19 protein-coding genes and 1 pseudogene are annotated in these 20,821 nt (G+C 72.0%); 13 read left to right on the forward strand and 7 right to left on the reverse strand.

Features of this window, described 5'->3' with window-relative positions; all coding sequences use genetic code 11:
* Nucleotides 1–119 precede the first annotated feature (119 nt).
* The 5 genes from aroH to der all read left to right on the forward strand — a co-directional run bounded on the left by aroH (nucleotide 120) and on the right by der (nucleotide 4,604).
* Nucleotides 120–482: a chorismate mutase gene (gene aroH, locus ACFWZ2_RS16235; RefSeq protein ID WP_384546020.1), complete on the forward strand. Its 363-nt coding sequence runs from the start codon at nucleotides 120–122 to the stop codon at nucleotides 480–482.
* Entirely contained in the window at nucleotides 479–1,564 is a 1,086-nt protein-coding gene (locus ACFWZ2_RS16240) for a prephenate dehydrogenase (protein ID WP_384546021.1), read from the forward strand. Before aroH ends, ACFWZ2_RS16240 begins: the two co-directional genes overlap by 4 nt.
* Before the next feature lie 123 nt (nucleotides 1,565–1,687).
* Nucleotides 1,688–2,383 carry a (d)CMP kinase gene (gene cmk, locus ACFWZ2_RS16245; protein WP_384546023.1) on the forward strand — a complete coding sequence of 232 codons (696 nt, stop codon included), beginning with the start codon at nucleotides 1,688–1,690 and terminating at the stop codon, nucleotides 2,381–2,383.
* A complete protein-coding gene (locus ACFWZ2_RS16250; RefSeq protein ID WP_384546025.1) occupies nucleotides 2,341–3,042 on the forward strand; it encodes a lysophospholipid acyltransferase family protein in 702 nt (233 codons plus the stop codon). The genes cmk and ACFWZ2_RS16250 overlap by 43 nt, the downstream gene beginning before the upstream one ends.
* A gap of 83 nt (nucleotides 3,043–3,125) precedes the next feature.
* Nucleotides 3,126–4,604 (forward strand): ribosome biogenesis GTPase Der, encoded by a 1,479-nt coding sequence (der, locus tag ACFWZ2_RS16255; protein WP_384546027.1) that lies wholly within the window; start codon nucleotides 3,126–3,128, stop codon nucleotides 4,602–4,604.
* Between the two features lie 69 nt (nucleotides 4,605–4,673).
* On the opposite strand, the gene ACFWZ2_RS16260 is transcribed toward der, so the two are convergent.
* On the reverse strand, nucleotides 4,674–5,000 hold the full coding sequence (locus tag ACFWZ2_RS16260) for a hypothetical protein (protein ID WP_384546029.1): 327 nt from the start codon (nucleotides 4,998–5,000) through the stop codon (nucleotides 4,674–4,676).
* Between the two features lie 172 nt (nucleotides 5,001–5,172).
* Nucleotides 5,173–5,961, reverse strand: a complete 789-nt coding sequence (locus tag ACFWZ2_RS16265; RefSeq protein ID WP_384546030.1) for a hypothetical protein — start codon at nucleotides 5,959–5,961, stop codon at nucleotides 5,173–5,175.
* Nucleotides 5,962–6,488: 527 nt separating this feature from the next.
* On the opposite strand from ACFWZ2_RS16265, the gene ACFWZ2_RS16270 reads away from it, so the two are divergent.
* Together ACFWZ2_RS16270 and ACFWZ2_RS16275 are read left to right on the forward strand one after the other, a co-directional pair.
* Entirely contained in the window at nucleotides 6,489–7,103 is a 615-nt protein-coding gene (locus tag ACFWZ2_RS16270) for a transglycosylase family protein (protein ID WP_384546032.1), read from the forward strand.
* Nucleotides 7,104–7,209: 106 nt separating this feature from the next.
* Complete coding sequence (locus ACFWZ2_RS16275) at nucleotides 7,210–7,836, forward strand: transglycosylase family protein (RefSeq protein WP_384546034.1); 627 nt, start codon at nucleotides 7,210–7,212, stop codon at nucleotides 7,834–7,836.
* Here the strand turns inward: ACFWZ2_RS16275 and ACFWZ2_RS16280 are convergent.
* The 3 genes from ACFWZ2_RS16280 to ACFWZ2_RS16290 are packed head-to-tail and all read right to left on the reverse strand — an operon-like array spanning nucleotide 7,799 to nucleotide 11,728.
* On the reverse strand, nucleotides 7,799–8,491 hold the full coding sequence (locus tag ACFWZ2_RS16280) for an ATP-binding cassette domain-containing protein (protein WP_384546035.1): 693 nt from the start codon (nucleotides 8,489–8,491) through the stop codon (nucleotides 7,799–7,801). The two genes, ACFWZ2_RS16275 and ACFWZ2_RS16280, sit on opposite strands and share 38 nt — an antisense overlap.
* A complete protein-coding gene (locus ACFWZ2_RS16285; protein WP_384546037.1) occupies nucleotides 8,488–11,172 on the reverse strand; it encodes an ATP-binding cassette domain-containing protein in 2,685 nt (894 codons plus the stop codon). Before ACFWZ2_RS16285 ends, ACFWZ2_RS16280 begins: the two co-directional genes overlap by 4 nt.
* Nucleotides 11,173–11,176: 4 nt before the next feature.
* Nucleotides 11,177–11,728, reverse strand: coding sequence for a hypothetical protein (locus ACFWZ2_RS16290; protein WP_384546039.1), 552 nt, complete (start codon nucleotides 11,726–11,728; stop codon nucleotides 11,177–11,179).
* A 135-nt stretch (nucleotides 11,729–11,863) separates the two neighbouring features.
* Between ACFWZ2_RS16290 and ACFWZ2_RS16295 the strand changes: the two genes are divergently transcribed.
* The 5 genes from ACFWZ2_RS16295 to ACFWZ2_RS16315 all read left to right on the forward strand — a co-directional run bounded on the left by ACFWZ2_RS16295 (nucleotide 11,864) and on the right by ACFWZ2_RS16315 (nucleotide 17,167).
* On the forward strand, nucleotides 11,864–12,430 hold the full coding sequence (locus ACFWZ2_RS16295) for a hypothetical protein (protein ID WP_384546040.1): 567 nt from the start codon (nucleotides 11,864–11,866) through the stop codon (nucleotides 12,428–12,430).
* Nucleotides 12,405–13,688: an ABC transporter substrate-binding protein gene (locus tag ACFWZ2_RS16300; protein ID WP_384546042.1), complete on the forward strand. Its 1,284-nt coding sequence runs from the start codon at nucleotides 12,405–12,407 to the stop codon at nucleotides 13,686–13,688. Before ACFWZ2_RS16295 ends, ACFWZ2_RS16300 begins: the two co-directional genes overlap by 26 nt.
* 163 nt (nucleotides 13,689–13,851) lie before the next feature.
* On the forward strand, nucleotides 13,852–15,126 hold the full coding sequence (locus tag ACFWZ2_RS16305; RefSeq protein ID WP_384546043.1) for a glycosyltransferase family 4 protein: 1,275 nt from the start codon (nucleotides 13,852–13,854) through the stop codon (nucleotides 15,124–15,126).
* Nucleotides 15,123–16,013 (forward strand): hypothetical protein, encoded by an 891-nt coding sequence (locus ACFWZ2_RS16310; RefSeq protein ID WP_384546045.1) that lies wholly within the window; start codon nucleotides 15,123–15,125, stop codon nucleotides 16,011–16,013. Before ACFWZ2_RS16305 ends, ACFWZ2_RS16310 begins: the two co-directional genes overlap by 4 nt.
* 77 nt (nucleotides 16,014–16,090) lie before the next feature.
* Nucleotides 16,091–17,167 carry a helix-turn-helix transcriptional regulator gene (locus ACFWZ2_RS16315; protein WP_384546047.1) on the forward strand — a complete coding sequence of 359 codons (1,077 nt, stop codon included), beginning with the start codon at nucleotides 16,091–16,093 and terminating at the stop codon, nucleotides 17,165–17,167.
* A 46-nt stretch (nucleotides 17,168–17,213) separates the two neighbouring features.
* On the opposite strand, the pseudogene ACFWZ2_RS16320 reads toward ACFWZ2_RS16315, so the two are convergent.
* Nucleotides 17,214–18,758, reverse strand: a pseudogene (locus ACFWZ2_RS16320) (cbb3-type cytochrome c oxidase subunit I); the annotation flags it as partial.
* 461 nt (nucleotides 18,759–19,219) lie between these two features.
* Here ACFWZ2_RS16320 and ACFWZ2_RS16325 point away from each other — a divergent pair.
* Nucleotides 19,220–19,435 carry an I78 family peptidase inhibitor gene (locus tag ACFWZ2_RS16325; protein ID WP_384546049.1) on the forward strand — a complete coding sequence of 72 codons (216 nt, stop codon included), beginning with the start codon at nucleotides 19,220–19,222 and terminating at the stop codon, nucleotides 19,433–19,435.
* Nucleotides 19,436–19,570: 135 nt separating this feature from the next.
* Here the strand turns inward: ACFWZ2_RS16325 and ACFWZ2_RS16330 are convergent, their stop codons facing one another.
* Nucleotides 19,571–20,590: a phosphatase PAP2 family protein gene (locus ACFWZ2_RS16330; RefSeq protein ID WP_384546051.1), complete on the reverse strand. Its 1,020-nt coding sequence runs from the start codon at nucleotides 20,588–20,590 to the stop codon at nucleotides 19,571–19,573.
* Nucleotides 20,591–20,821 lie beyond the last annotated feature (231 nt).

Here is a 20,821-nt window from a genome sequence, read left to right on the forward strand (position 1 = left end):
TTCCCCGGTATGGTGCGCGGCGCCCGTCTCGGCAGACGGGCGCCGCGCACTCCTGTGCCGGGCGCTGACTACGCTTGTCGTACGAAGACGTCGTAGGTACGCGAGCGAGGAGCAGCACTGTGGCGGTACGAGCGGTCCGGGGCGCCGTCCAGCTGGAGCGGGACGAGGCCGGTCACATGGGCGAGCAGGTCAGCGCGCTGCTCACCGCCATCCTCGAGCGGAACGGGCTGACCCAGGAAGACCTGATCAGCATCTGGTTCACGGCCACGCCCGATCTGCACTCCGACTTCCCCGCGGCCGCCGCGCGCGGCCTCGGCATCGTCGACGTACCGCTGATCTGCGCGCAGGAGCTGGACATCGAGGGCGCCATGCCGCGCGTCGTCCGCGTCCTCGCCCACATCGACACCGACCGACCCCGCTCCCAGGTCGCGCACGTCTACCTCGGCACCGCCGCCGCACTCCGCAAGGACATCGCCCAGTGAGAACCGCCCTCGTCATCGGCACCGGCCTGATCGGCACCTCCGCCGCCCTCGCCCTGGCCTCCCGCGGCGTCGCCGTGCACCTCGCCGACCACGACAAGGACCAGGCCCGCACCGCGGCCGCGCTCGGCGCCGGCACCAACGAGGCGCCCGCGGGGCCCGTCGACCTGTGCGTCGTCGCCGTGCCGCCCGCGCACGTCGCGGCCACGCTCGCCGACGTGATGCGGCGCGGGGCCGCGCGCGCCTACCTCGACGTGGCCAGCGTCAAGGGCGGCCCGCGCCGCGAACTGGAGGCGCTGGGCCTCGACCTCACCCCCTACATCGGCACGCACCCCATGTCGGGCCGGGAGCGCAGCGGCCCGCTCGCCGCCACCGCCGACCTCTTCGAGGGGCGGCCCTGGGTGCTCACGCCGACCAGGGACACCGACACCGAGGTCCTCAACCTCGCCCTGGAACTCGTCGCGCTCTGCAGGGCCGTCCCCGTCGTGATGGACGCCGACGCCCACGACCGCGCGGTCGCCCTCGTCTCGCACATGCCGCACCTGGTCTCCAGCATGGTCGCGGCCCGCCTGGAGCACGCCGAGGAGTCGGCGGTACGGCTCTGCGGCCAGGGCATCAGGGACGTGACGCGGATCGCCGCGTCCGACCCGCGCATGTGGATCGACATCCTCTCCGCCAACCCGGGCCCGGTCGCCGATCTGCTCGCCGCGGTCGCCACCGACCTGGACGACACGGTGGTGGCGCTGCGCGCGCTGCAGTCCGCCGACGAGACGGAGCGGACCGAGGGCGTGGCGGGCGTCGAGAACGTGCTGCGGCGCGGCAACGCGGGCCAGACCCGGGTGCCGGGCAAGCACGGATCGGCCCCTGCCTCGTACGAGATCGTCGCCGTGCTCATCGACGACAAGGCGGGACAGCTGGCCCGCATCTTCGCCGACGCGGACCGGGCGGGCGTCAACATCGAGGACGTGCGCATCGAGCACGCCACCGGACAGCAGGCGGGCCTGGTGCAGCTGATGGTCGAGCCGAAGGCGGCGCCCGTGCTGACCGCGGCGCTGCGCGAGCGGGGCTGGTCGATCCGGCAGTAGCGGCCGCGGAGGGCCGGTGCGCGGGGGCTGTAAGGGCAGGGTGTGTGAGCCAGTAACCTTGTGCGGGGCGTGTTCGCGCCCCGCTTCCCTGGCCTGCGTACTGCGAAAGGTGTCCACCGCCCCGTGGAAACTGCTGAAACCGCCGCCCCGGCAGCCGTGATCGTCGCCATCGACGGCCCCTCCGGCACGGGCAAGTCGAGCACCTCGAAGGCCGTCGCCGCCCAGCTCGGCCTCAGCTACCTGGACACCGGCGCCCAGTACCGGGCGATCACCTGGTGGATGGTGCACAACGGCATCGACCTCACCGACCCCGGTGCGATCGCCGCCGCCGCGGGCAAGCCCGAGATCATTTCGGGCACCGACCCGGCCGCCCCGACCATCACGGTCGACGGCACGGACGTCGCGGGCCCGATCCGCACCACCGAGGTCACCTCCAAGGTCAGCGCGGTCAGCGCCGTCCCCGAGGTGCGCACCCGCATCACCGAGCTGCAGCGCTCCATCGCCGCGTCGGCCGAGCAGGGCATCGTCGTCGAGGGCCGTGACATCGGTACGACCGTGCTGCCCGACGCCGACCTGAAGATCTTCCTCACCGCCTCGCCGGAGGCCCGTGCCGCCCGCCGCTCCGGCGAGCTCAAGGGCGCCGATGTGAAGGCGACCCAGGAAGCCCTGGTCAAGCGGGACGCGGCCGACTCGAGCCGCAAGACGTCCCCGCTGGCCAAGGCCGACGACGCCGTCGAGGTCGACACCACCGAGCTCACGCTGCAGCAGGTCATCGAGTGCGTCGTCACCCTGGTCGGGGAGAAGCGGGCGACGAAGTGAGCGAGGCTCCCGCCGACCGGGGCGCATCCGAGCGGGGCGCCGAGGTCGGCCGCCGCATCGGCGTGGGCCTGATGTACGGCCTGTGGAAGCCGCGTGTGCTCGGCGCCTGGAAGGTGCCCGCCAGCGGCCCGGTGATCCTGGCGGTGAACCACTCGCACAACGTCGACGGCCCGATGGTCATGGGCGTGGCGCCCCGGCCGACGCACTTCCTGATCAAGAAGGAAGCATTCGTCGGACCGCTCGGCACGTTCCTGCACGGGATCGGCCAGGTCGAGGTGGACCGGTCGGTCGCCGACCGCACCGCGATCACCAGGGCGCTCGGCGTCCTCTCGGACGGCGGCGTCCTCGGGATCTTTCCTGAGGGCACCCGGGGCGAGGGCGACTTCGCCTCGCTGCGCGCGGGCCTCGCGTACTTCGCGGTACGCAGCGGGGCGCCGATCGTCCCGGTCGCCGTGCTCGGCAGCACGGAGAAGCGCGGACGGCTGATAAAGCAGCTGCCCCCGCTGCGCAGCCGGGTCGACGTCGTCTTCGGAGACCCCTTCGAGGCGGGTGACGGCAGCGGCCGGCGCACGCGCAAGGCGCTCGACGAAGCGACCGTGCGCATCCAGGAGCGGCTCACCGGCCACCTGGAAAACGCCAGGCGCCTGACCGGGCGCTGAGCGAGACTTATCAAGTAGTGCCCCGGGCCGATACGAGAGGCCGGTGCACCGATCACCACGATGAACGACGAGGTACGGACTTCATGAACGACCAGACACAGCCCGAGGGCGACGGCTTCGCCGAGCACGACCACGGGGCGCTCGGCGACGCCGAGTACGCACAGTTCATGGAGCTCGCCGCCGAAGAGGGCTTCGACATCGAGGACGTCGAGGGCGCCATCGAGGAGGCGGGCCACGGCCCGCTGCCCGTCCTCGCCGTCGTCGGCCGCCCCAATGTCGGCAAGTCGACCCTGGTGAACCGCATCATCGGCCGCCGCGAGGCCGTCGTCGAGGACAAGCCGGGCGTCACCCGCGACCGCGTCACCTATGAGGCCGAGTGGGCGGGCCGCCGTTTCAAGGTCGTCGACACGGGCGGCTGGGAGCAGGACGTGCTCGGCATCGACGCGTCGGTGGCCGCCCAGGCCGAGTACGCGATCGAGACCGCCGACGCGGTGGTCTTCGTGGTCGACTCCACGGTCGGCGTCACCGACACCGACGAGGCCGTCGTCCGCCTGCTGCGCAAGGCCAAGAAGCCCGTGGTGCTCTGCGCCAACAAGGTCGACGGCCCGAGCGGCGAGGCCGACGCCACCGCCCTGTGGTCCCTCGGCATCGGCGAGCCGCACCCGGTCTCCTCGCTGCACGGCCGCGGCACCGGCGACATGCTGGACGCCGTTCTCGAAGCGCTGCCCGAGGCGCCCGCGCAGACCTTCGGGTCAGTCGTCGGCGGCCCGCGCCGCATCGCGCTCATCGGCCGTCCGAACGTCGGCAAGTCCTCGCTCCTGAACAAGGTGGCCAACGAGGACCGCGTCGTCGTCAACGAACTGGCGGGCACCACCCGCGACCCGGTCGACGAGCTCATCGAACTGGGCGGCATCACCTGGAAGTTCGTCGACACGGCGGGCATCCGCAAGCGCGTCCACCTCCAGCAGGGCGCCGACTACTACGCCTCGCTGCGCACCGCGGCCGCCGTCGAGAAGGCCGAGGTCGCGGTGATCCTCATCGACGCCTCCGAGACCATCTCGGTGCAGGACCAGCGCATCGTGACGATGGCCGTCGAGGCGGGCCGCGCGATCGTCATGGCGTACAACAAGTGGGACACCCTCGACGAGGAGCGCCGCTACTACCTGGAGCGGGAGATCGAGACGGAGCTCGGCCAGGTGGCCTGGGCCCCGCGCGTCAATGTCTCGGCGGCCACCGGGCGCCACATGGAGAAGCTCGTCCCGGCGATCGAGACGGCCATCGAGGGCTGGGAGACGCGCGTGCCGACCGGGCGTCTGAACGCGTTCCTCGGCGAGATCGTCGCCTCGCACCCGCACCCGGTGCGCGGCGGCAAGCAGCCCCGCATCCTCTTCGGCACGCAGGCCGGCACCAAGCCGCCGCGGTTCGTCTTCTTCGCCTCCGGCTTCATCGAGGCGGGCTACCGCCGCTTCCTGGAGCGCCGACTGCGCGAGGAGTTCGGCTTCGAGGGCACGCCGATCCACATCTCGGTGCGGGTCCGCGAGAAGCGCAGCCGCAAGAAGTAGGCGGACACCCGCAGCCACGCAGCGCAATGCCCGGCCTCCCCTCGACGGGGCGGCCGGGCATTGCGCGTCTCAGTGCTCGCGGCGCGGCCCCGGTGGCAGTGCGGCGGGGAAGTGGTGATGGCCGGTCGTGTGGTGGCCCATCATGGGGTGGCTCATCGTGGGGTGGTCGTGCTGGCCGTAGCGGGCCACCTGGAACTGGCCGAAGGCGGTGTGCCGCGGATCGTGGCCGCGGTGCTGGACGCCGTACGGCCCCGTGCCGAAGGCGGTGAACCCCAGCTCCTCCTCGCCGGTCCGGTCGCCCGGCAGCGCCCTGAAGGCCCTGAGGTACTCCGAGTACAGCGTGTCGTAGATCGGGGTGGCCGAGCGGTCGCCCGTCGTGTCCTGCGCCGCGCGCATGGACGGGATCGGGTTCTGGTACGCCGGCCGGTGGCGTGAGGGGTCGTATGGGTGCACGTCTGTGCCAACGAACCCGCCGCCCGACGGATGCGGGGGCCGCGCCGCTTTCCCGGTCCGGCGGGGGTGACCGGCGCATTCGGGGCTCGGCGCGGCCCGCAGGACGCCCGCTCCGTCAGGTCCCGGCGAGCGGCATCGCGCAGGCGACCAGCTGGCCCCGGGCCGCCGCCTTGTCCAGCGCGTCGCGCAGCAGGTCCTCGCGCGGCTGGCGGCCGATCACGCCGACGGGCGCGGCGAAGAGCAGCACGGTCTGCGTCTTGTTGGCCGCGGCCCGCCAGGCCTCGGTGACCTGGAGCGGGTGGTGCGCCTGCCACCAGGCGACCGGGGAGCCGCCGCCGGTGCCGGGCTGCAGCACGGCGTGCAGCTGGCCCATGGCGAGCAGCACGGACCAGCCGGGCAGCCCGGGGGGTACGCCGTCGAGCGAGGTGAGCGGCATGAAGCCCTGCTCGATCAGGAGGGGCAGGAAGTCGTCGCCGCCACCGCTGCCGGGCAGGGTGCCGGGGCGGGCGATGGGTCCGGTCGGCTCGACGACGAGTGCGGGGCGCAGCTCGCCCTCGATCAGGACGAGGCCGCTGGTCACGCCGAGCACGGCCTGGTCGGGCTTGACCTCGGCGGGGCCTTCGCCGTCCTCGCCGGTGATCGACCGCACGGCGCCCTGCAGTTGCTCCTCGGAGACCGTGACGATCTGGGAGGGCAGGCAGGTGGCGTGGGCGAAGGCGAGCACGGCGGTCTCGTCGCCGACGAACAGGACGGTGCTGGTGCGTTCCTGCTCCGCGTCGCCAGGGGTGCGGCAGGACGTGCAGTCGTAACTGCCGGGGGTGTTGTCTCCGGCGAGCAGCCGGTCGGCCTCTTCGTCGCCGATCTCGGCGCGTACGTCGTCGCTGACGTCGAGCATGCGCGGCACGGTGGCTCCTCGCGATCGTCACATTGGGGTGCGTGGGGTGGGTGTGGCGGCCGGGCGGTGCCCGGCTCATAAGAAGACAACGGTGGATCAGTGGCGCAAGTCACGCGCGGAAGCGAACGGAATCGAACCATCCGCAGCGGAGGGTGAGTCGCGCCCCGGAATCTGTCACTCCGCGCCAACACGTGCCGGGTGCACGGAAGTTGGGGCCGTGAGGTGAGTCACAGATCAACTGCCCGACTGGTCGACAAATCCCGAAATCCGTGAATGAAGTGGGTGGCCGAAAGTCGCCGATACCCCTGGTAACACTCAACTGGCCTGGAATGACAAGGAGTTGGTTGTTATCGGGGCGAGAGGGCTTCTAGATTCCACCGCCGTGTGCAGCGAGCACCGCTCGGGTACGTCCGCCGGTCGCACCAGCCAGCTCTAGCACCGACACCGGCGGTCGGGGCCGGACGGGACCCCAGGCGCCGGATGCGCGAGGGGCCCGAACGGCCAGGGGGAGCCCGGGTCCTTCGAGAGGGAAATTCATGTCCGCACGTCCCAAGTGCATTCGCAAGACGGCAGTGATCGGAGGGGCCGCGCTGATCGCCCCGCTGGGGCTGCTCGCCGCGACCGGCCAGGCCGACGCGGCAGACGGCGGAGTGTGGGACCGCATCGCACGGTGTGAGAGCGGCGGAAACTGGCAGATCAACACGGGTAACGGCTACTACGGCGGGCTGCAGTTCTCCGCCGGCACCTGGCGCGCGTACGGCGGCGGAGCCTATGCGTCCACCGCCGACAGGGCGTCCAAGGCGCAGCAGATCGCTGTCGCCACCAAGGTCCAGCGCGCGCAGGGATGGGGCGCATGGCCCACCTGTGCGGCCCGGGCCGGCGCGTACGGCAGTGCGCCGTCCGCCGCCGCACCCGTGCCGAAGACCGTGAAACCGGCGCCGAAGGCCGCCCCGCAGCGGGCGGCGCAGGACCGCGGCGACCGCGGCGCCTCGCGTGGCGCTCCAGGGAACTACACCGTCCGGCAGGGCGACACGCTCAGCCGCATCGCGGCCCGGCACGGCACCAGTTGGCAGCAGGTGTACGCCGTCAACAAGGCGGTCATCGGCGGGGATCCCGACATGATCGTGCCGGGTCAGCGGATCAGGGTCTGAGACCGCGGGGATCCGGCATCGGGCCTGGTCGGCCGACCGGGTGGGGTCACATCCGCGGCGGCGCGGCACGCCCTGGGGCCGCCGCGGAGCTGCCTAGCGTGACCCGATGCACCCGAAGTTGAAGCAGAAGCTGACCAGGCGTCTGCGGTCCGTGTCCCTGGCGGTCGGCGCGCTCCTCGCGGCGGTGGCGCTGCCGGGGACCTCCGCGTCCGCGGCTCCGCCGCCGCTGCCGGGAGCCGCCTCCGCGACGTACGACTGTTCCCTGACCAAGGGCCCGTGGCACTGTCTCGCCCAGTGCGAGAGCAGTGGGCGATGGCATGTGAACACGGGCAACGACTACTACGGAGGGCTGCAGTTCTGGCAGCCCACCTGGGAGGAGCACGGTGGGCTCAAGTACGCGCCGCGCGCCGACCTCGCCACCAGGGAGGAGCAGATCAAGGTCGCCGAGGCGGTGCTGCGCACCCAGGGGTGGGAGGCCTGGCCCGTCTGCTCCAAGGAGGTGCGCATCGACCGGTTCGACCGGCCCGACGCCGCCGTGCCCGCCGACCGGCGCCTGCACACCGTCAAGGCCGGGGAGACGCTGAGCTCCATCGCCCAGCGCTACCGGGTCAAGGGCGGCTGGCAGGCCCTCTACAAGGCCAACCGCGACATGATCGGGCAGTATCCGGACCGGCTCAACGTCGGGACCCTGCTGGTCATTCCGCGTGGTGGAGCGAGTTCCGGGCGGGGCTGAGTTCGCCCGGTTCGCCGCTGAACACCACGGCGCCGCGGCGCAGTTCGTGGACGACTGCCGTTCGCCTCGTGCCCCCACCGGGGCGCAGGGCGGGCGGCAGTCGCTGTTCCGCCACGATCACGCAGGCGTCCAGGGCGTCGAGGAGTTCGTACGTGCGGGCCGCCGTCACCGGGGACATGCCCTGCGTCGGCTCGTCCACGAGGACCGCCGTCGCGCCCGACAGCGGGGCCCGGGACAGCGCCAGCATGCGCTGCTCGCCGCCGGAGAGGGTGCCCGCCCGGCGGGCGAGCAGCGGGCGCAGCTCGGGGTAGACATCCAGGGCCGCCGCGAAGTCACCCTTGGGGTGGGCCAGTTCGAGATTCTCCGCGACGGTGAGGGAGGCGAACACGGCCTGCCGGTCCGGCACGAAGCAGAGGCCGTGCGCGGCCCGTACGTGGGCGGGCTGGTGCGTGATGTCCGCGCCGTCCCTGAGGACGCTGCCCCGGGTGAGGGGGAGTGTGCCCGCGAGGGCGCGCAGGGTCGTGGTGCGGCCGGAGCCGTTGCGGCCGAGGAGGACGGTGAGGGCGGGGGAGGGCGCGGCAAGGGTGACGCCGTGGAGGGCCTCAAGAGGGCCGTAGTGGACGTGGGCCCCGCGCAGTTCGATGCCGCCCTTCACCGGGCCTCCAGCACTTGGCCCGCCGGGCCCGATGCGACGATGCGGCCCGCCGTCATCACGTGCACGGTGTCCGCGAGGCCCGCCACCAGGTCGAGGTCGTGTTCCACCACGAGGATCGCGGTGCCGTCGGCCGCGAGGGCGCGCAACAGGGTGGCCAGTGCGGCGACTTCGGCCGTGTCCAGGCCCGCTGCCGGTTCGTCGAGGAGGAGCGTGTGGGGGGTGCCTGCGAGTGCCCTTGCCAGTTCCGTGCGTCTGAGGGTGCCGGTGGAGAGGGCGTCCGCGGGGTGGGTGCGGAGCGGCTCCAGGGCCAGGAGGCGGAGGGTCCGGGCGGGTGGGTGCGGTCCCCGGAGTGCCTGTTCTGCTCCTACTTGGATGTTCTCCTCGATCGTCAACGACGGGAAAACCGCCAGCTGTTGGAAGGTGCGGGCCATGCCCAGGCGGGTGCGGGCGTGGGCCGGGAGCGCGGTGATGTCCCTGGTGCCGAGGGTGATGCGGCCGGTTGCGGGGCGGAGGGTGCCCGCCAGGCAGTGGAAGAGGGTGCTCTTGCCCGCGCCGTTGGGGCCGACGACCGCGGTGATGTGGCCCGGGGGGACGGTGAGGGAGACGTCGTTCAGGGCGGTGAATCCGTCGTAGGTGAGGGTGATGCGGTGGGCGGTCAGGGGAGTGTCGGTGCGGCTGGTGCGCCCGGTGCGGCGTGGGTGCGGGGCCGCGGGGGTGTCCGCGTGCTCGCCGTCCCGGGGCTTGTGCCCTTGCGCGTCGGCGTGTGTGCTGCGCTCCGCTCGCGGATGCTCCCGTGGCCCTTCCGGCCGGTCCTGCGGCTGCGGCTCGGTGTCCGCCCGGCGCAGGGCCGCGCGGAGCCGGGCGCCCCGTGGAGTCAAGTGCGGGGTGCGGCGCAGGTGTTGGGTGGCGGTGCGCAGTGCCTCGTACGGGCCGCCGGGGAAGCGGCCGATCAGGATGGCGAGGAGGCCGATGAGGGCCGCGGCCACGCCGCCGCGGGTGCCCGCGTCCAGGCCGACCAGGAGCGCCGCGGCGGCCAGCGCGCCCAGGATGCTGTCCGAGCCGAGGACCAGGACGGCCGCGAACCAGAGGAGGCCGCGCACGGGGTCGTACGCCCCGGCGTCGAAGGCCCGTTGGCCCATGGCGAGCATGCCGCCGCCCAGAGCGGCGAGTGCCGCGCCGGTGACGAAGGCCGCGAGCTTGAGCGCGGGCACCCGGACCCCGGCGGCCGCCGCGCCCTCCTCATGGTCCCGCATCGCCGCGAGCGCCCGGCCGGTGCGGCCCCGGCGCAAGGCGGTGACCAGGAGCAACGCGCCGGTCAGAAGGGCGAGTTCGAGGACGTAGTAGGCGCGGTCGCCGGTGAAGCCCGCGGGGCGGTCCAGGGTCAGGCCCGCCGTCGCGTACGGCTGGGCGAAGACGAAACGGCTGACGCCCACGCCGACCGCGAACGTCGCGAGGGCCAGGGCAAGGCCGCGCCGGCTGATCGCGGGCCACCCCGTCAGCAGGCCCAGGGGCGCCACCAGGAGCACCGCCACCGCGAGGGCGGGCAGGTGCGGGAGTTCGGGGAGGCCGGGGAAGCGGCCCGCCGTGAGGAGCGCCGTGAAGAGCGCGCCGAGGCCCGCGTACGCCGCCTGGCCCAGGGAGATCTGGCCTCCCCTGCCCGTGACGATCACCAGGGACAGGAGGATCACCGCAAGCGCGGGGACCTGGACGGAGGTGGTGAGGTCCGAGCCCGCGAAGCCCAGCGGGAGCAGGAAGAGGACCGTGGCCACTATCCAGGCGCCGGGGGGTGTCGGGACGCGGGCCGTCGCCGTGCGGGGGAGGGCGTCCTGGGAGCCGATGCCGGGGAGCACCAGGGCCGCGATCAGCAGGGCGATCACGAAGAGGTTCGCGCCGGAGGTCTGCAGGAGCTGCTCCTGCCAGCCGCCCGGGTGCAGCCGGGTGAGCTGGCTCTGGGCGACTCCGAGGCCCAGGGCCACCAGGACCGCGACGGGCAGGCTGCGCATCCCGGCGGCCACCGCCACGGCGAGGACCTCCATCACCAGGAGCGGCATGCCGTAGGGGTCCAGGCGTACGTAGGGGGCGAGGAGCACCCCGGTGAGGCCCGCCGTGAAGGAGCCGAAGGCCCAGCCCGCGGCGGAGACGCGGTCCGCGTCGATGCCGGAGAGCACGGCGAGGCCGCGGTTGTCGACCACGGCGCGCAGCTCGCCGCCGAAGCGGGTCCAGCGGGTCACCGCGCCCACGGCGGCGGCGAGCGCCACCGCCGTCGCCAGCTGGGCCCAGGGGTCGGCGGACAGCAGGGTGGGCGCGTCGTCGCGGGCCCCCGGGCCCCAGAGCAGGGCCGCCCCGCCGACGAGGAGGACGAAGACGCCGATCGAGGCGACGAGGGTCTGCGCCTGGGCGCCGCCGATGACCGCGAGCGGGCGGAACACCGCGCGGTCCAGGAGGAGGCCGATGGCCGGGGCGACGACCAGCAGGGTCACCGCGGCGGCCAGCGGGAGCGGCCAGTGCCACTCGGCCGTGCACTGGCGCAGGACGTACGCGCAGACCATCGCGATCGCACCGTGCGCGAAGTTGAGGACGCCGGTCGCGCGGTACGTGACGATCAGGCCGATGCCGGTGAGGGCCGCCGCGCTGCCGACCGAGAGCCCGGCCAGTGTGAGGTCGTAGCTCAGGGACGCCACCGGGTCATCGCTCCGGGGCGGGGTCGGGGGCGGCCGGGGGCTCGTCGGGGAGGTCCGTGCCGGGGGGCCGGGGTTCGCAGATCGGGCAGGGGCCCAGGTCGCCCTGCGACAGGATGGTGGCGTCCGCGGGGACCGCTTCCGGTTTGCCCGCGACCAGGGGGCAGTCCGCGCGGTGCCACAGCGTTCCGCCGGGGACCATGAGGAGTTCCCCGCTGGTCGCCATGGCGGTCGGCGGACGTTCCGGTGCGGCCGCGGGCTCCGCCGCCACGAGGAGGCCGTACAGCTCCTCCACGCGCGCCGCGGCCAGCGTGCTCCTGCCGTGGGTGAGCAGCAGCGTGCCCGCGACGATCAGTGCCGCGCCCGGCACCGTGCACGAGGCGAGATAGGGCAACTGCCGTTCGGCGAACCGCTCCCCGGAGATGCCGTACCAGCCGATCACACAGAGCACGGCACCGGCGGCGAGCGCCGCGAAGGCCGCCCACAGCGCGGGGTGCACGGCGCGCAGCCTGGCCGAACGGGACGCACTGTCCGTCGTATCTGTCCGAGCCGCCCGCATCGAGGCCCCCTGGTACACGTCAGTAACGTCGATGGGCTGTCCATGTCAGCCGATGGCTTGCACTATGCCTTCTGGAAGCTGACCCTGAAAGCACCGGGCCGTGATGGCCCGGACCGACACCCGGTGGTGAGCCAGATGGTTCTCGGGACCAGCCCCAGGCGGGGGACAGATCGCGGGCGGGGAAGGGTGCGGAGCGCGGTGCCGGCGGCCGCCGCGGTCCTGCTGATCGCATCGGCCGCCGTGGCCTGCGGTGACGACAGCGGGGGCGGTGACGGCAGCGAGCCGCCCGAGCCCTCCGTGGAGAAGACGGTCGAGGCTCCGGAGAAGAGCGCGACCGCGCCCGCCGATCCGGCGGCCGCGGAGAAACAGGTGAGGACGAACTGGGAGAAGTTCTTCGATCCCAAGACGTCCATGAAGGACAAGGAGGCCCTCCTGGAGAACGGGTCCAGGATGCGGGCCGTCCTGCAGAGTTTCAGCGGCGACGAGCGCGGCAAGCAGGTCGCGGCGAAGGTCGGCAAGGTCGAGTTCACCTCGCCGAAGGCGGCCGACGTGACGTACGCGCTGACGCTGAAGGGCGCCACCGCGCTGCCCACCGCCTCCGGGACCGCGGTCAACCAGGACGACACCTGGAAGGTGTCCGTCAAGACCCTCTGCGCGCTGGTGAAACTGAGCGGGAATGCGTCGCCCGGTCCGGGCTGCTGAGGTTCTGCTCGCCGTCGCGCTCCTGGTGGCGAGCGCGGCCTGCGGGAGCCGGCTGCCGGAGAGCGACTTCGAGCACAGGGGCACGGCGCCCGCACCCGCCGGGGGAGCGCCCCTCCGGGTCGGCATCATCACCAGCGCGACGAGCCCGGTCGGCGGCTCCGCGTTCACCGGGCCGCGCGACGGGGCCGAGGCGTACTTCGACCGGCTCAACGCGCGCGGCGGCATCGGCGGCCGCAAGGTCGAGGTGCGCACCTGCGACGACGGCGGCAGCGGCGTCGGCAACAACGACTGCGTGCACAAGCTCGTCGAGGAGCAGAAGGTCGTCGCGCTCGTGGCCACCGCCTCCCTGGACTACGCGGGCGCCTCGCGGGTGTCCCACGCGCGCGTGCCCGACATCGGCGGCCAGCCGATCGGATCCGCGTACGACACGTATCCGCATCTCTACGGGATCTACGGCAGCCTCGCCCCGCGGAACGGGAAGCCGGGGTGGGACGGCAAGCTGTACGGCGGCACGGAGGTCTACCGCTACTTCAAGCGCGAGCAGGGGGCACGGACCGCGGCCGTCGTCTCCTACAACCAGGCCGCGTCCGCCGCCTACGCCCGGCTCGTCACCCGGGGCCTGAAGGCCGAGGGCTACGAGGTGGTCACCGAGCAGGTCGACTTCGCGCTGCCCAACTTCCGTGCCGCCGCGGCCGACTTGAAGGAGCAGGGCGCCGACCTCGTCTTCGACGCGATGGACACGCACGGCAACGCCCAGCTGTGCGAGGCCATGGACGACGTGGGGGCGAAGGTCACCGCCAAGGTCACCAACGTGCAGAACTGGACGTCGTCCGTGGACGAGGACTACAAGGACGCGCCGCGCTGCCGCAACGCCCTGTGGGCCACCGGGTCGAGCCGGAACTACGAGGACACCGGCCACCCCGCCGTACGCGAGTTCCGTGCCGCCATGAAGGGAAAGGCGCTCTCCCAGTGGCAGCTGGAGGGCTGGGCCGCCGCCATGTGGTTCACCGACGCCGCGAAGTCCTGCGCCGGTGACGTCACGCGCGCGTGCGTGGACCGCTTCATGAACCGGGACGAGCCGTACTCCGCGCGCGGGCTGCTCCTGCCCGTCACGTACGAGCGGCGGGCCGAACCGCCCGCGACCCGCAGGACGTGTGTCTCCGTGGCCCGCTGGCAGGACGGCAAGGGCTGGGTCACCCAGGGCGGGGACATGGAGGACAACTGCTTCGATGTCCCGCAACTCTCCTACCAGCCGTGATCTGCGAGATCACCGGAAAGTTCCCGTTCTCCGCTACCGATCACGCATCTCTTGCGAAACAAAGTGATGATGAAACCCAACCGTTGGCCAGGAATCCCGGTCTAACCCTGCGGTAGGCGGATGAGGGGGACTGTCCGCAAGGTAGCGCGGGATACGGGGACGTATGCACATCTCTTTCCTGATTCACAACGCGTACGGGATCGGAGGGACCATCCGGACGACGTACAACCTCGCGAACACGCTCGCGCAGCAGCATGACGTGGAGGTCGTGTCCGTCTTCCGGCACCGTGACGAGCCCGTGTTCGCGCCTGACCAGCGCGTGCGGCTCAGCCACCTCGTCGACCTGCGCAAAGGCACCGGGGGATACGAGGGCGACGACCCCGAACACCTGCTTCCCGCGCGGACGTTCCCCAGCGCGGAGGGTCGCTACGCCCAGTACAGCGCGCTCAGCGACCGGCGCATCGCGGACCATCTCGCCCGGCTCGACGCGGACGTCGTGATCGGCACCCGCCCCGGCCTCAACGTGCACATCGCCCGCCAGACCGCGCGCGGCCCGCTGCGCGTCGGGCAGGAACACCTCACGCTCGACAGCCACTCCAGGGAACTCCGCCGCCAGCTGCGCAGCGTCTATCCGCGCCTCGACGTCCTGACCACGACGACCGAGGCCGACGCTCGCTCCTACTGCCGCAAGATGCGGCTGCCCGGCGTGCACGTCCAGGCCGTGCCGAACCCCGTGCCCGCGCCCGGCATCGAGCCCGCCGACGGCTCCCACAAATGGGTCGTCGCGGCCGGCCGGCTCGCGCCCGTCAAGCGTTACGACCTGCTGATCAGGGCCTTCGACAAGGTGCGCCGCGAGCGCCCCGACTGGCGGCTGCGGATCTACGGCAGCGGCAAGCAGAAGGAGAAGCTGCGCGCCCTGATCGACGAACTCGGCCTTTACAACCATGTGTTCCTGATGGGCCCCGCCCACCCCATCGAGTCCGAGTGGGCCAAGGGCTCCATCGCCGCTGTCACCTCCAGCCTGGAGTCCTTCGGCATGACGATCGTCGAGGCGATGCGCTGCGGACTGCCCGTGGTGGCCACCGACTGCCCGCACGGCCCCGGCGAGATCATCGACAACGGAGTCGACGGACGCCTCGTCGAGGTCGGCAACCCCGACGCGATCGCGGGCGGCCTGCTCGAACTCATCAACGACGACGCGCTGCGGCGCGAGATGGCGGGCGCGGCGCTGCAGGACTCCGAGCGCTTCGACCCGGCAAGGATCGCCGAACGCTACGACGCGATGTTCTCCGGGATGCTCACCCGCGGGAGCTCGCTCGGAGGCCGGATGCGCGGCACCCTGCACCGCACCCGCGGCGCACTGCTCGGGGGCGCGTACGCGGTGCGGGACCTCGCGGCAACACGACACGGCGCACAGATGAAGGGATCGACCGCATGACGGCCTTGGCCGCCGCACAGGCGCAGTCGCACGCCGGGGACGACGAGGAGACGGCGACGGCGCCGCGCGCCGACTGCATCGCCGACTCCGCGGGCGGCCTCACCTTCGACGTGACGGAATCCGGGGAACCGGGCCTGAAGGACGCGGCGTATCTGCTGCTGCGCCGCCGCGAGGCCGCCTCCGCCGAGGACCATGTGCGCCTGCCCCTGTCCCCTTCGGCCGACGGCAGGCTGCGCGCCGCACTGCCCAGCAGCGTCGAGCTCGCCGAGGGCCGCTGGAACGCCTACATCCAGGTGGCGGGCGGCGAGCCGCGCCGTCTGATGCCCGGCCTGAACGACCTGCGCTCGCTGGTGGACCGCGCGCCGAGCGGCAGCCGCGGACATGTCGCGGTGCGCATCCCGTACGCGACGAAGCAGGGCAACCTCTCGGTGCGCAGCTGGCTGCGCGCGCCGCACGCCGAGGTCGGCGAGCTCGGGATATCCGACGACGCCATGACCGTCCAGGGCCGGGTGTACGGCACCGTGCTCACGGACGCCGGGTACGCGCAGGCCGTCCGGCGCGCCGAGCCCGGCCTGGTCCGGCGGGCCGAAGTGACCGCGGAGGGGCCGGAGTTCACCTTCTCGCTGCGGTACGGCCCGCTCACGGAGAGCGGCCCGGGCCCCTGGGACCTGTGGCTGCTCCCGGCGGGGGAGGACGGGCCGCGCATCCGTCTCGCCCGGCTCCTCGACGACGTGCCGGACAAGAAGACGATCTTCACGTACCCGGTGGTGCGGGTCGACGCGGCGGACGGCGCGACCGAGGCGGGGCCGTACTACACGAACGACAACGACCTGTCCGTACGCGTCAGGGAGGCGAGGGCGGTCGAGGAGGCCGAGGCGGAGGGCTGACGCGGGGCGGTTGCCGAGGGCCGACCGAGCGGAATCGCGGAACGTCGCTGTCCTGAACTCCGGGCACAATCACGTCCATGTTGGAGACATCGGCACGACTGCTCCGCCTGCTCTCCCTGCTGCAGGCCCACCGCGAATGGTCCGGCGCGGACCTCGCCGACCGGCTCGGCGTCACCCCGCGCACGGTCCGCCGCGACGTCGACCGGCTGCGGGAACTCGGCTATCCCGTCAACGCGAGCCCCGGCACCGGCGGCGGCTATCAGCTCGGCGCGGGGGCCGAGCTGCCCCCGCTGCTCCTGGACGACGACGAGGCGGTCGCCGTCGCCGTCGGCCTGCGCACCGCGGCGGGGCAGGGCATCGAGGGCATCGGCGAGACCTCGGTCCGCGCGCTCTCCAAGCTCGAACAGGTCCTGCCGAACAGGCTGCGCCGCCGCGTCGGCGCCCTGAACGCGTTCACCGTGCCGCTGCTGCGCACCCCGCAGCAGCAGGGCGTGGACCCCGAGGTGCTCACCGAACTGGCCCATCTCTGCCGGGACTCGGAGCGGCTGCGCTTCGACTACCGCGACCACGAGGGCAGTTCGACCCGCCGCACCGTCGAGCCGCACCGCCTGGTGTGCACCGAGCGCCGCTGGTACCTCGTCGCCTGGGACCTCGACCGCGCGGACTGGCGCACGTTCCGCGCGGACCGCATCACCCCGAGACCGCCGCACGGCCCGCGCTGCACGCCCCGCACGCCGCCGGCCGACGATCTGGCCGCGTACGTCCAGCGGGGCGTCTCCACGCGCGCGTACGCCGCACAGGCGGTGGTCCGGCTGCTCGTCCCGCTGGCGGAGGCGGCCCAGCGGATCACCCCCTCCGACGGCACGCTGGAGGCCGAGACCGAGCACAGCTGTCTGCTGCGCACGGGGGCGGCGAGCCTGGACGTGATGGTCTTCCATGTGATGTTCATGGGCATGGAGTTCGAGGTCGTGGAGCCCGCCGAGCTCGGTGACCGGATCAGGTCGGCCCGGGACCTCCTGAGCCGGGCCCTGGACCGGGGTGTTCCGTCTGCGGATCCTGCGGCACACCGCTCACGTCCCGCGCCGCGAACGCCGCGTACTCGGGATGGTGCAGATCGAACGCCGGGGACTCCGAACGGATCCGGGGCAGCGTGACGAAGTTGTGCCGCGGCGGCGGGCAGGAGGTCGCCCACTCCAGGGAACGGCCGAAGCCCCAGGGGTCGTCGACCTCGACCTTCTCGCCGTACTTGGCGGTCTTCCAGATGTTGTAGAGGAACGGCAGCGTGGACAGGCCGAGCAGGAACGCCCCGATGGAGGAGACGGTGTTGAGGACCGTGAAGCCGTCGGCCGCCAGATAGTCCGCGTACCGCCGCGGCATGCCCTCGGCGCCCAGCCAGTGCTGGACCAGGAACGTGGTGTGGAAGCCCACGAAGAGCGTCCAGAAGTGGATCTTCCCGAGCCGTTCGTCGAGCATCTTGCCGGTCAGCTTCGGCCACCAGAAGTAGAAGCCGCCGAAGGTCGCGAAGACGACGGTGCCGAACACGACGTAGTGGAAGTGCGCGACGACGAAGTAGGTGTCGGTGACGTGGAAGTCGATGGGCGGCGAGGCGAGCAGGACGCCGGTGAGGCCGCCGAACAGGAAGCTCACCAGGAAGCCGACCGCCCACAGCATGGGTGTCTCGAAGGACAGTGAGCCCTTGAGCATCGTGCCCGTCCAGTTGAAGAACTTCACGCCCGTCGGGACCGCGATGAGGAAGGACATGAAGGAGAAGAAGGGCAGCAGGACCGCGCCGGTGGCGAACATGTGGTGCGCCCAGACGACCACGGACAGACCGGTGATGGCCGTCGTCGCGCCGACGAGCGGCAGATAGCCGAAGATCGGTTTCCGGCTGAAGACCGGGATGATCTCCGTGATGATGCCGAAGAACGGCAGCGCGATGATGTAGACCTCGGGATGCCCGAAGAACCAGAACAGGTGCTGCCACAGCAGCGCACCGCCGTTCTCCGAGGCGAAGACGAGCGAGTGGAAGCGCCGGTCCGCCTCCAGGACGAGCAGCGCGGCGGCGAGCACCGGGAACGCGATGAGCACCAGGATCGATGTGAACAGCACATTCCAGGTGAAGATGGGCATCCGGAACATCGTCATGCCCGGTGCCCGCATCCCGATGATGGTCGTCAGGAAGTTCACCGAGCCGAGGATCGTGCCGAAGCCGGAGAGCGCGAGCCCCATGATCCACAGGTCGGCGCCGATGCCCGGCGACCGCTCCAGGCTGTTGAGCGGCGCATAGGCGAACCAGCCGAAGGCGGCGGGCCCGCCCGGCACGAGCAGCGAGCCGAGCACCATCAGGCCGCCGAAGAGGAACAGCCAGTACGAGAGCATGTTCAGCCGCGGGAAGGCGACGTCGGGCGAGCCGATCTGCAGCGGCATGATCTCGTTGGCGAAGCCCGCGAACGTCGGCGTCGCGAAGAGCAGCAGCATGATCGTGCCGTGCATGGTGAAGGCCTGGTTGAACTGCTCGTTGGTCATCAGCTGCAGCCCGGGGCGGGCGAGTTCGGCCCGCATCATCAGGGCCATCAGACCGGCGATCAGGAAGAAGACGAACGAGGTGACGAGGTAGAGGTGGCCGATCTTCTTGTGGTCGGTGGTGGTCAGCCAGTCCACGATCACCCGGCCCGGGCGCCGTACCCGCACCGGTCGCTCGGTCGCGCGCACCGTATCGGTCCCCATCGCTTGCCCCTTCGCCATCGCGTCCCGGGCCTGCCCGGAGCCTGCTCGAAGCTCACGCCATGATGCTCGTGTCGCCCCGACTCCGACAGGGGGCGTACACCGCTTCGCGCGGGCGCCGGATCGCGATCTGTGCAGGAATCGTGAATTCCCTATGCCTCGTCACATCCCGTGGAGAGGCCGGGATTCGGAAATGCGGCGGGCTCGCAAAGGCGGCTCCGCGGTATTTCGGGCGGGGTATTCCGGCGATCTTTGGGTGATCTTTCGGGCGGTACGGGAGCGACTCTGCGAGTCGTCTCAATTACGTCGCCACAAGTACGGAACCGCCCGTACGTGTGACGGAGTTCGACCGAAACGCGCGTCGTGATCCTGTGACAAAAGCGTGACCGGAGAGGTATCCGTGACGCATGGTGCGCGGCTCCGGCCTTCCCGGGCGGGCCCCGGACTTCCCCGGTGCGACCGCGCCGCCTAACGTGGCGGCCATGGCACCTATTCCGACCCCTCCCGCAGAGCCCCAGGACAGCCCGGACGCCTACGTCGGCCTGCCGGCCGCAGGCGCCGAACGGCGGGCGCGCGAGCGCGGCTGGTCCACGGTCAGGTCGCTGCCGCCGGGGGCGATGATCACGATGGAGTACCTCGCGGGGCGGCTCAACTTCGAGGTCAAGGACGGTGTCGTGACGCGCTCCTGGAAGGGCTGAACGGCGGCCTGAGGCGCCCGCGTACGACGCGCGGCGCCCGCCACCCGGACAAGACGAAGGCCCGGTTCCGACAGGAACCGGGCCTTCGCGATGCGGGGGATGGGCTGTGCGTACCGGCCCCCGCCGTCCGTGGGGTCAGCCGCCCGCCACCGGGCGGGCCGACGTGGTGCCGCGCGGCACGCGGTCCGCGTGCGGCGGGCGGCGGCTGCCGGCCGGGGTGACCGGCGACCGCTCGGAGCGTGCCGTGTGCGGGCCGGGCGCGAGGTAGGCCGGGGGCCGGGCCCCGCGGGCGGCGCCGATGGTCTCGCGCAGCGGCGGCTCCTCGTCCGCGGCGGAGCGCTGCGGAACCATCGCGGGGGCGCCGGGCAGCGGGGCCGGGACGGTCACGATGCCGGTGCGGCGGGCCCGCAAGGCGTCGCGGACGCTGAAGATCACGGCCTCGGCGCGGGTGATCAGCGGCTCGAACCAGGGCAGCGCGAGCAGGATGAGCAGGCCCGCGGCCCAGCCGAGGAAGACATCGCTCAGCCAGTGCGTGCCGAGGTAGACGGTGGTGAGGCCGACGCTCAGGGAGACCACGGCGGAGAGCGCCGAGAGATAGCGGCGGGTGAGCGGGGTCGAGGCGAGGTAGGCCAGGATCCCCCAGGTCACGACGGCGTTGGCGGTGTGGCCGGAGGGGAATATATCGCCGCCCTGCCACATCTCGTTCGAGCCGATCGCGGTGGCGTAGTGCGGGCCGAGGCGGCCCATGCCGAGCTTGGCGGCGCCGACCGTGGCGTTGAGCAGGAGCAGGGACGCGCCGAACATGAGCAGCGGGCGCAGCGTGTGCTGCCGCCAGGAGCGCCAGCCGAGCCAGGCCGCGACCATGACGGCGGTCGGGCCGCGCTGGCCGAGGACGACCCAGTAGTCGAGGAAGGCGTGGATCTCGGGCCACTGCTGGTAGGGCCGGAAGAACATGACCTGCCAGTCGAACCGCACCAGCCACGAAGTGGTCAGCACGGCGACGACGATGGCCAGGTAGAAGGCCAGGGTCGCGCTGAAGAGCACGACCCTGTGCCGGCTCATCCTCGGCACGTCGAGGTGGGCCGGTCGTTCCGGCTCACGGTCAAGACGGGCGAAGACCCGGTCAAGACGGGTGAGGTTTCGTTCGGTACGCACCCAATCGACGTTACAGCGAGTGAGTGCGGCACTAGGCCGAATCAGTGGCTTTGTGATGACGATGTGATGTGGGATTGATCTCAGGACGAGGTTTATTCCCGGGGGTTTATTAATCCGGGCGATCTCCTTTACTCAATTCGTTGATCGTTTCCGGGGTCGTTTTATGGCCCTTATGAATTCGTTCACCGGGTCCTGGCGCGGAATTTCCCGTCCGATCACCGGGCGACGGCG

The organism is Streptomyces sp. NPDC059002 (assembly GCF_042740435.1).
GTDB lineage: Bacteria > Actinomycetota > Actinomycetes > Streptomycetales > Streptomycetaceae > Streptomyces.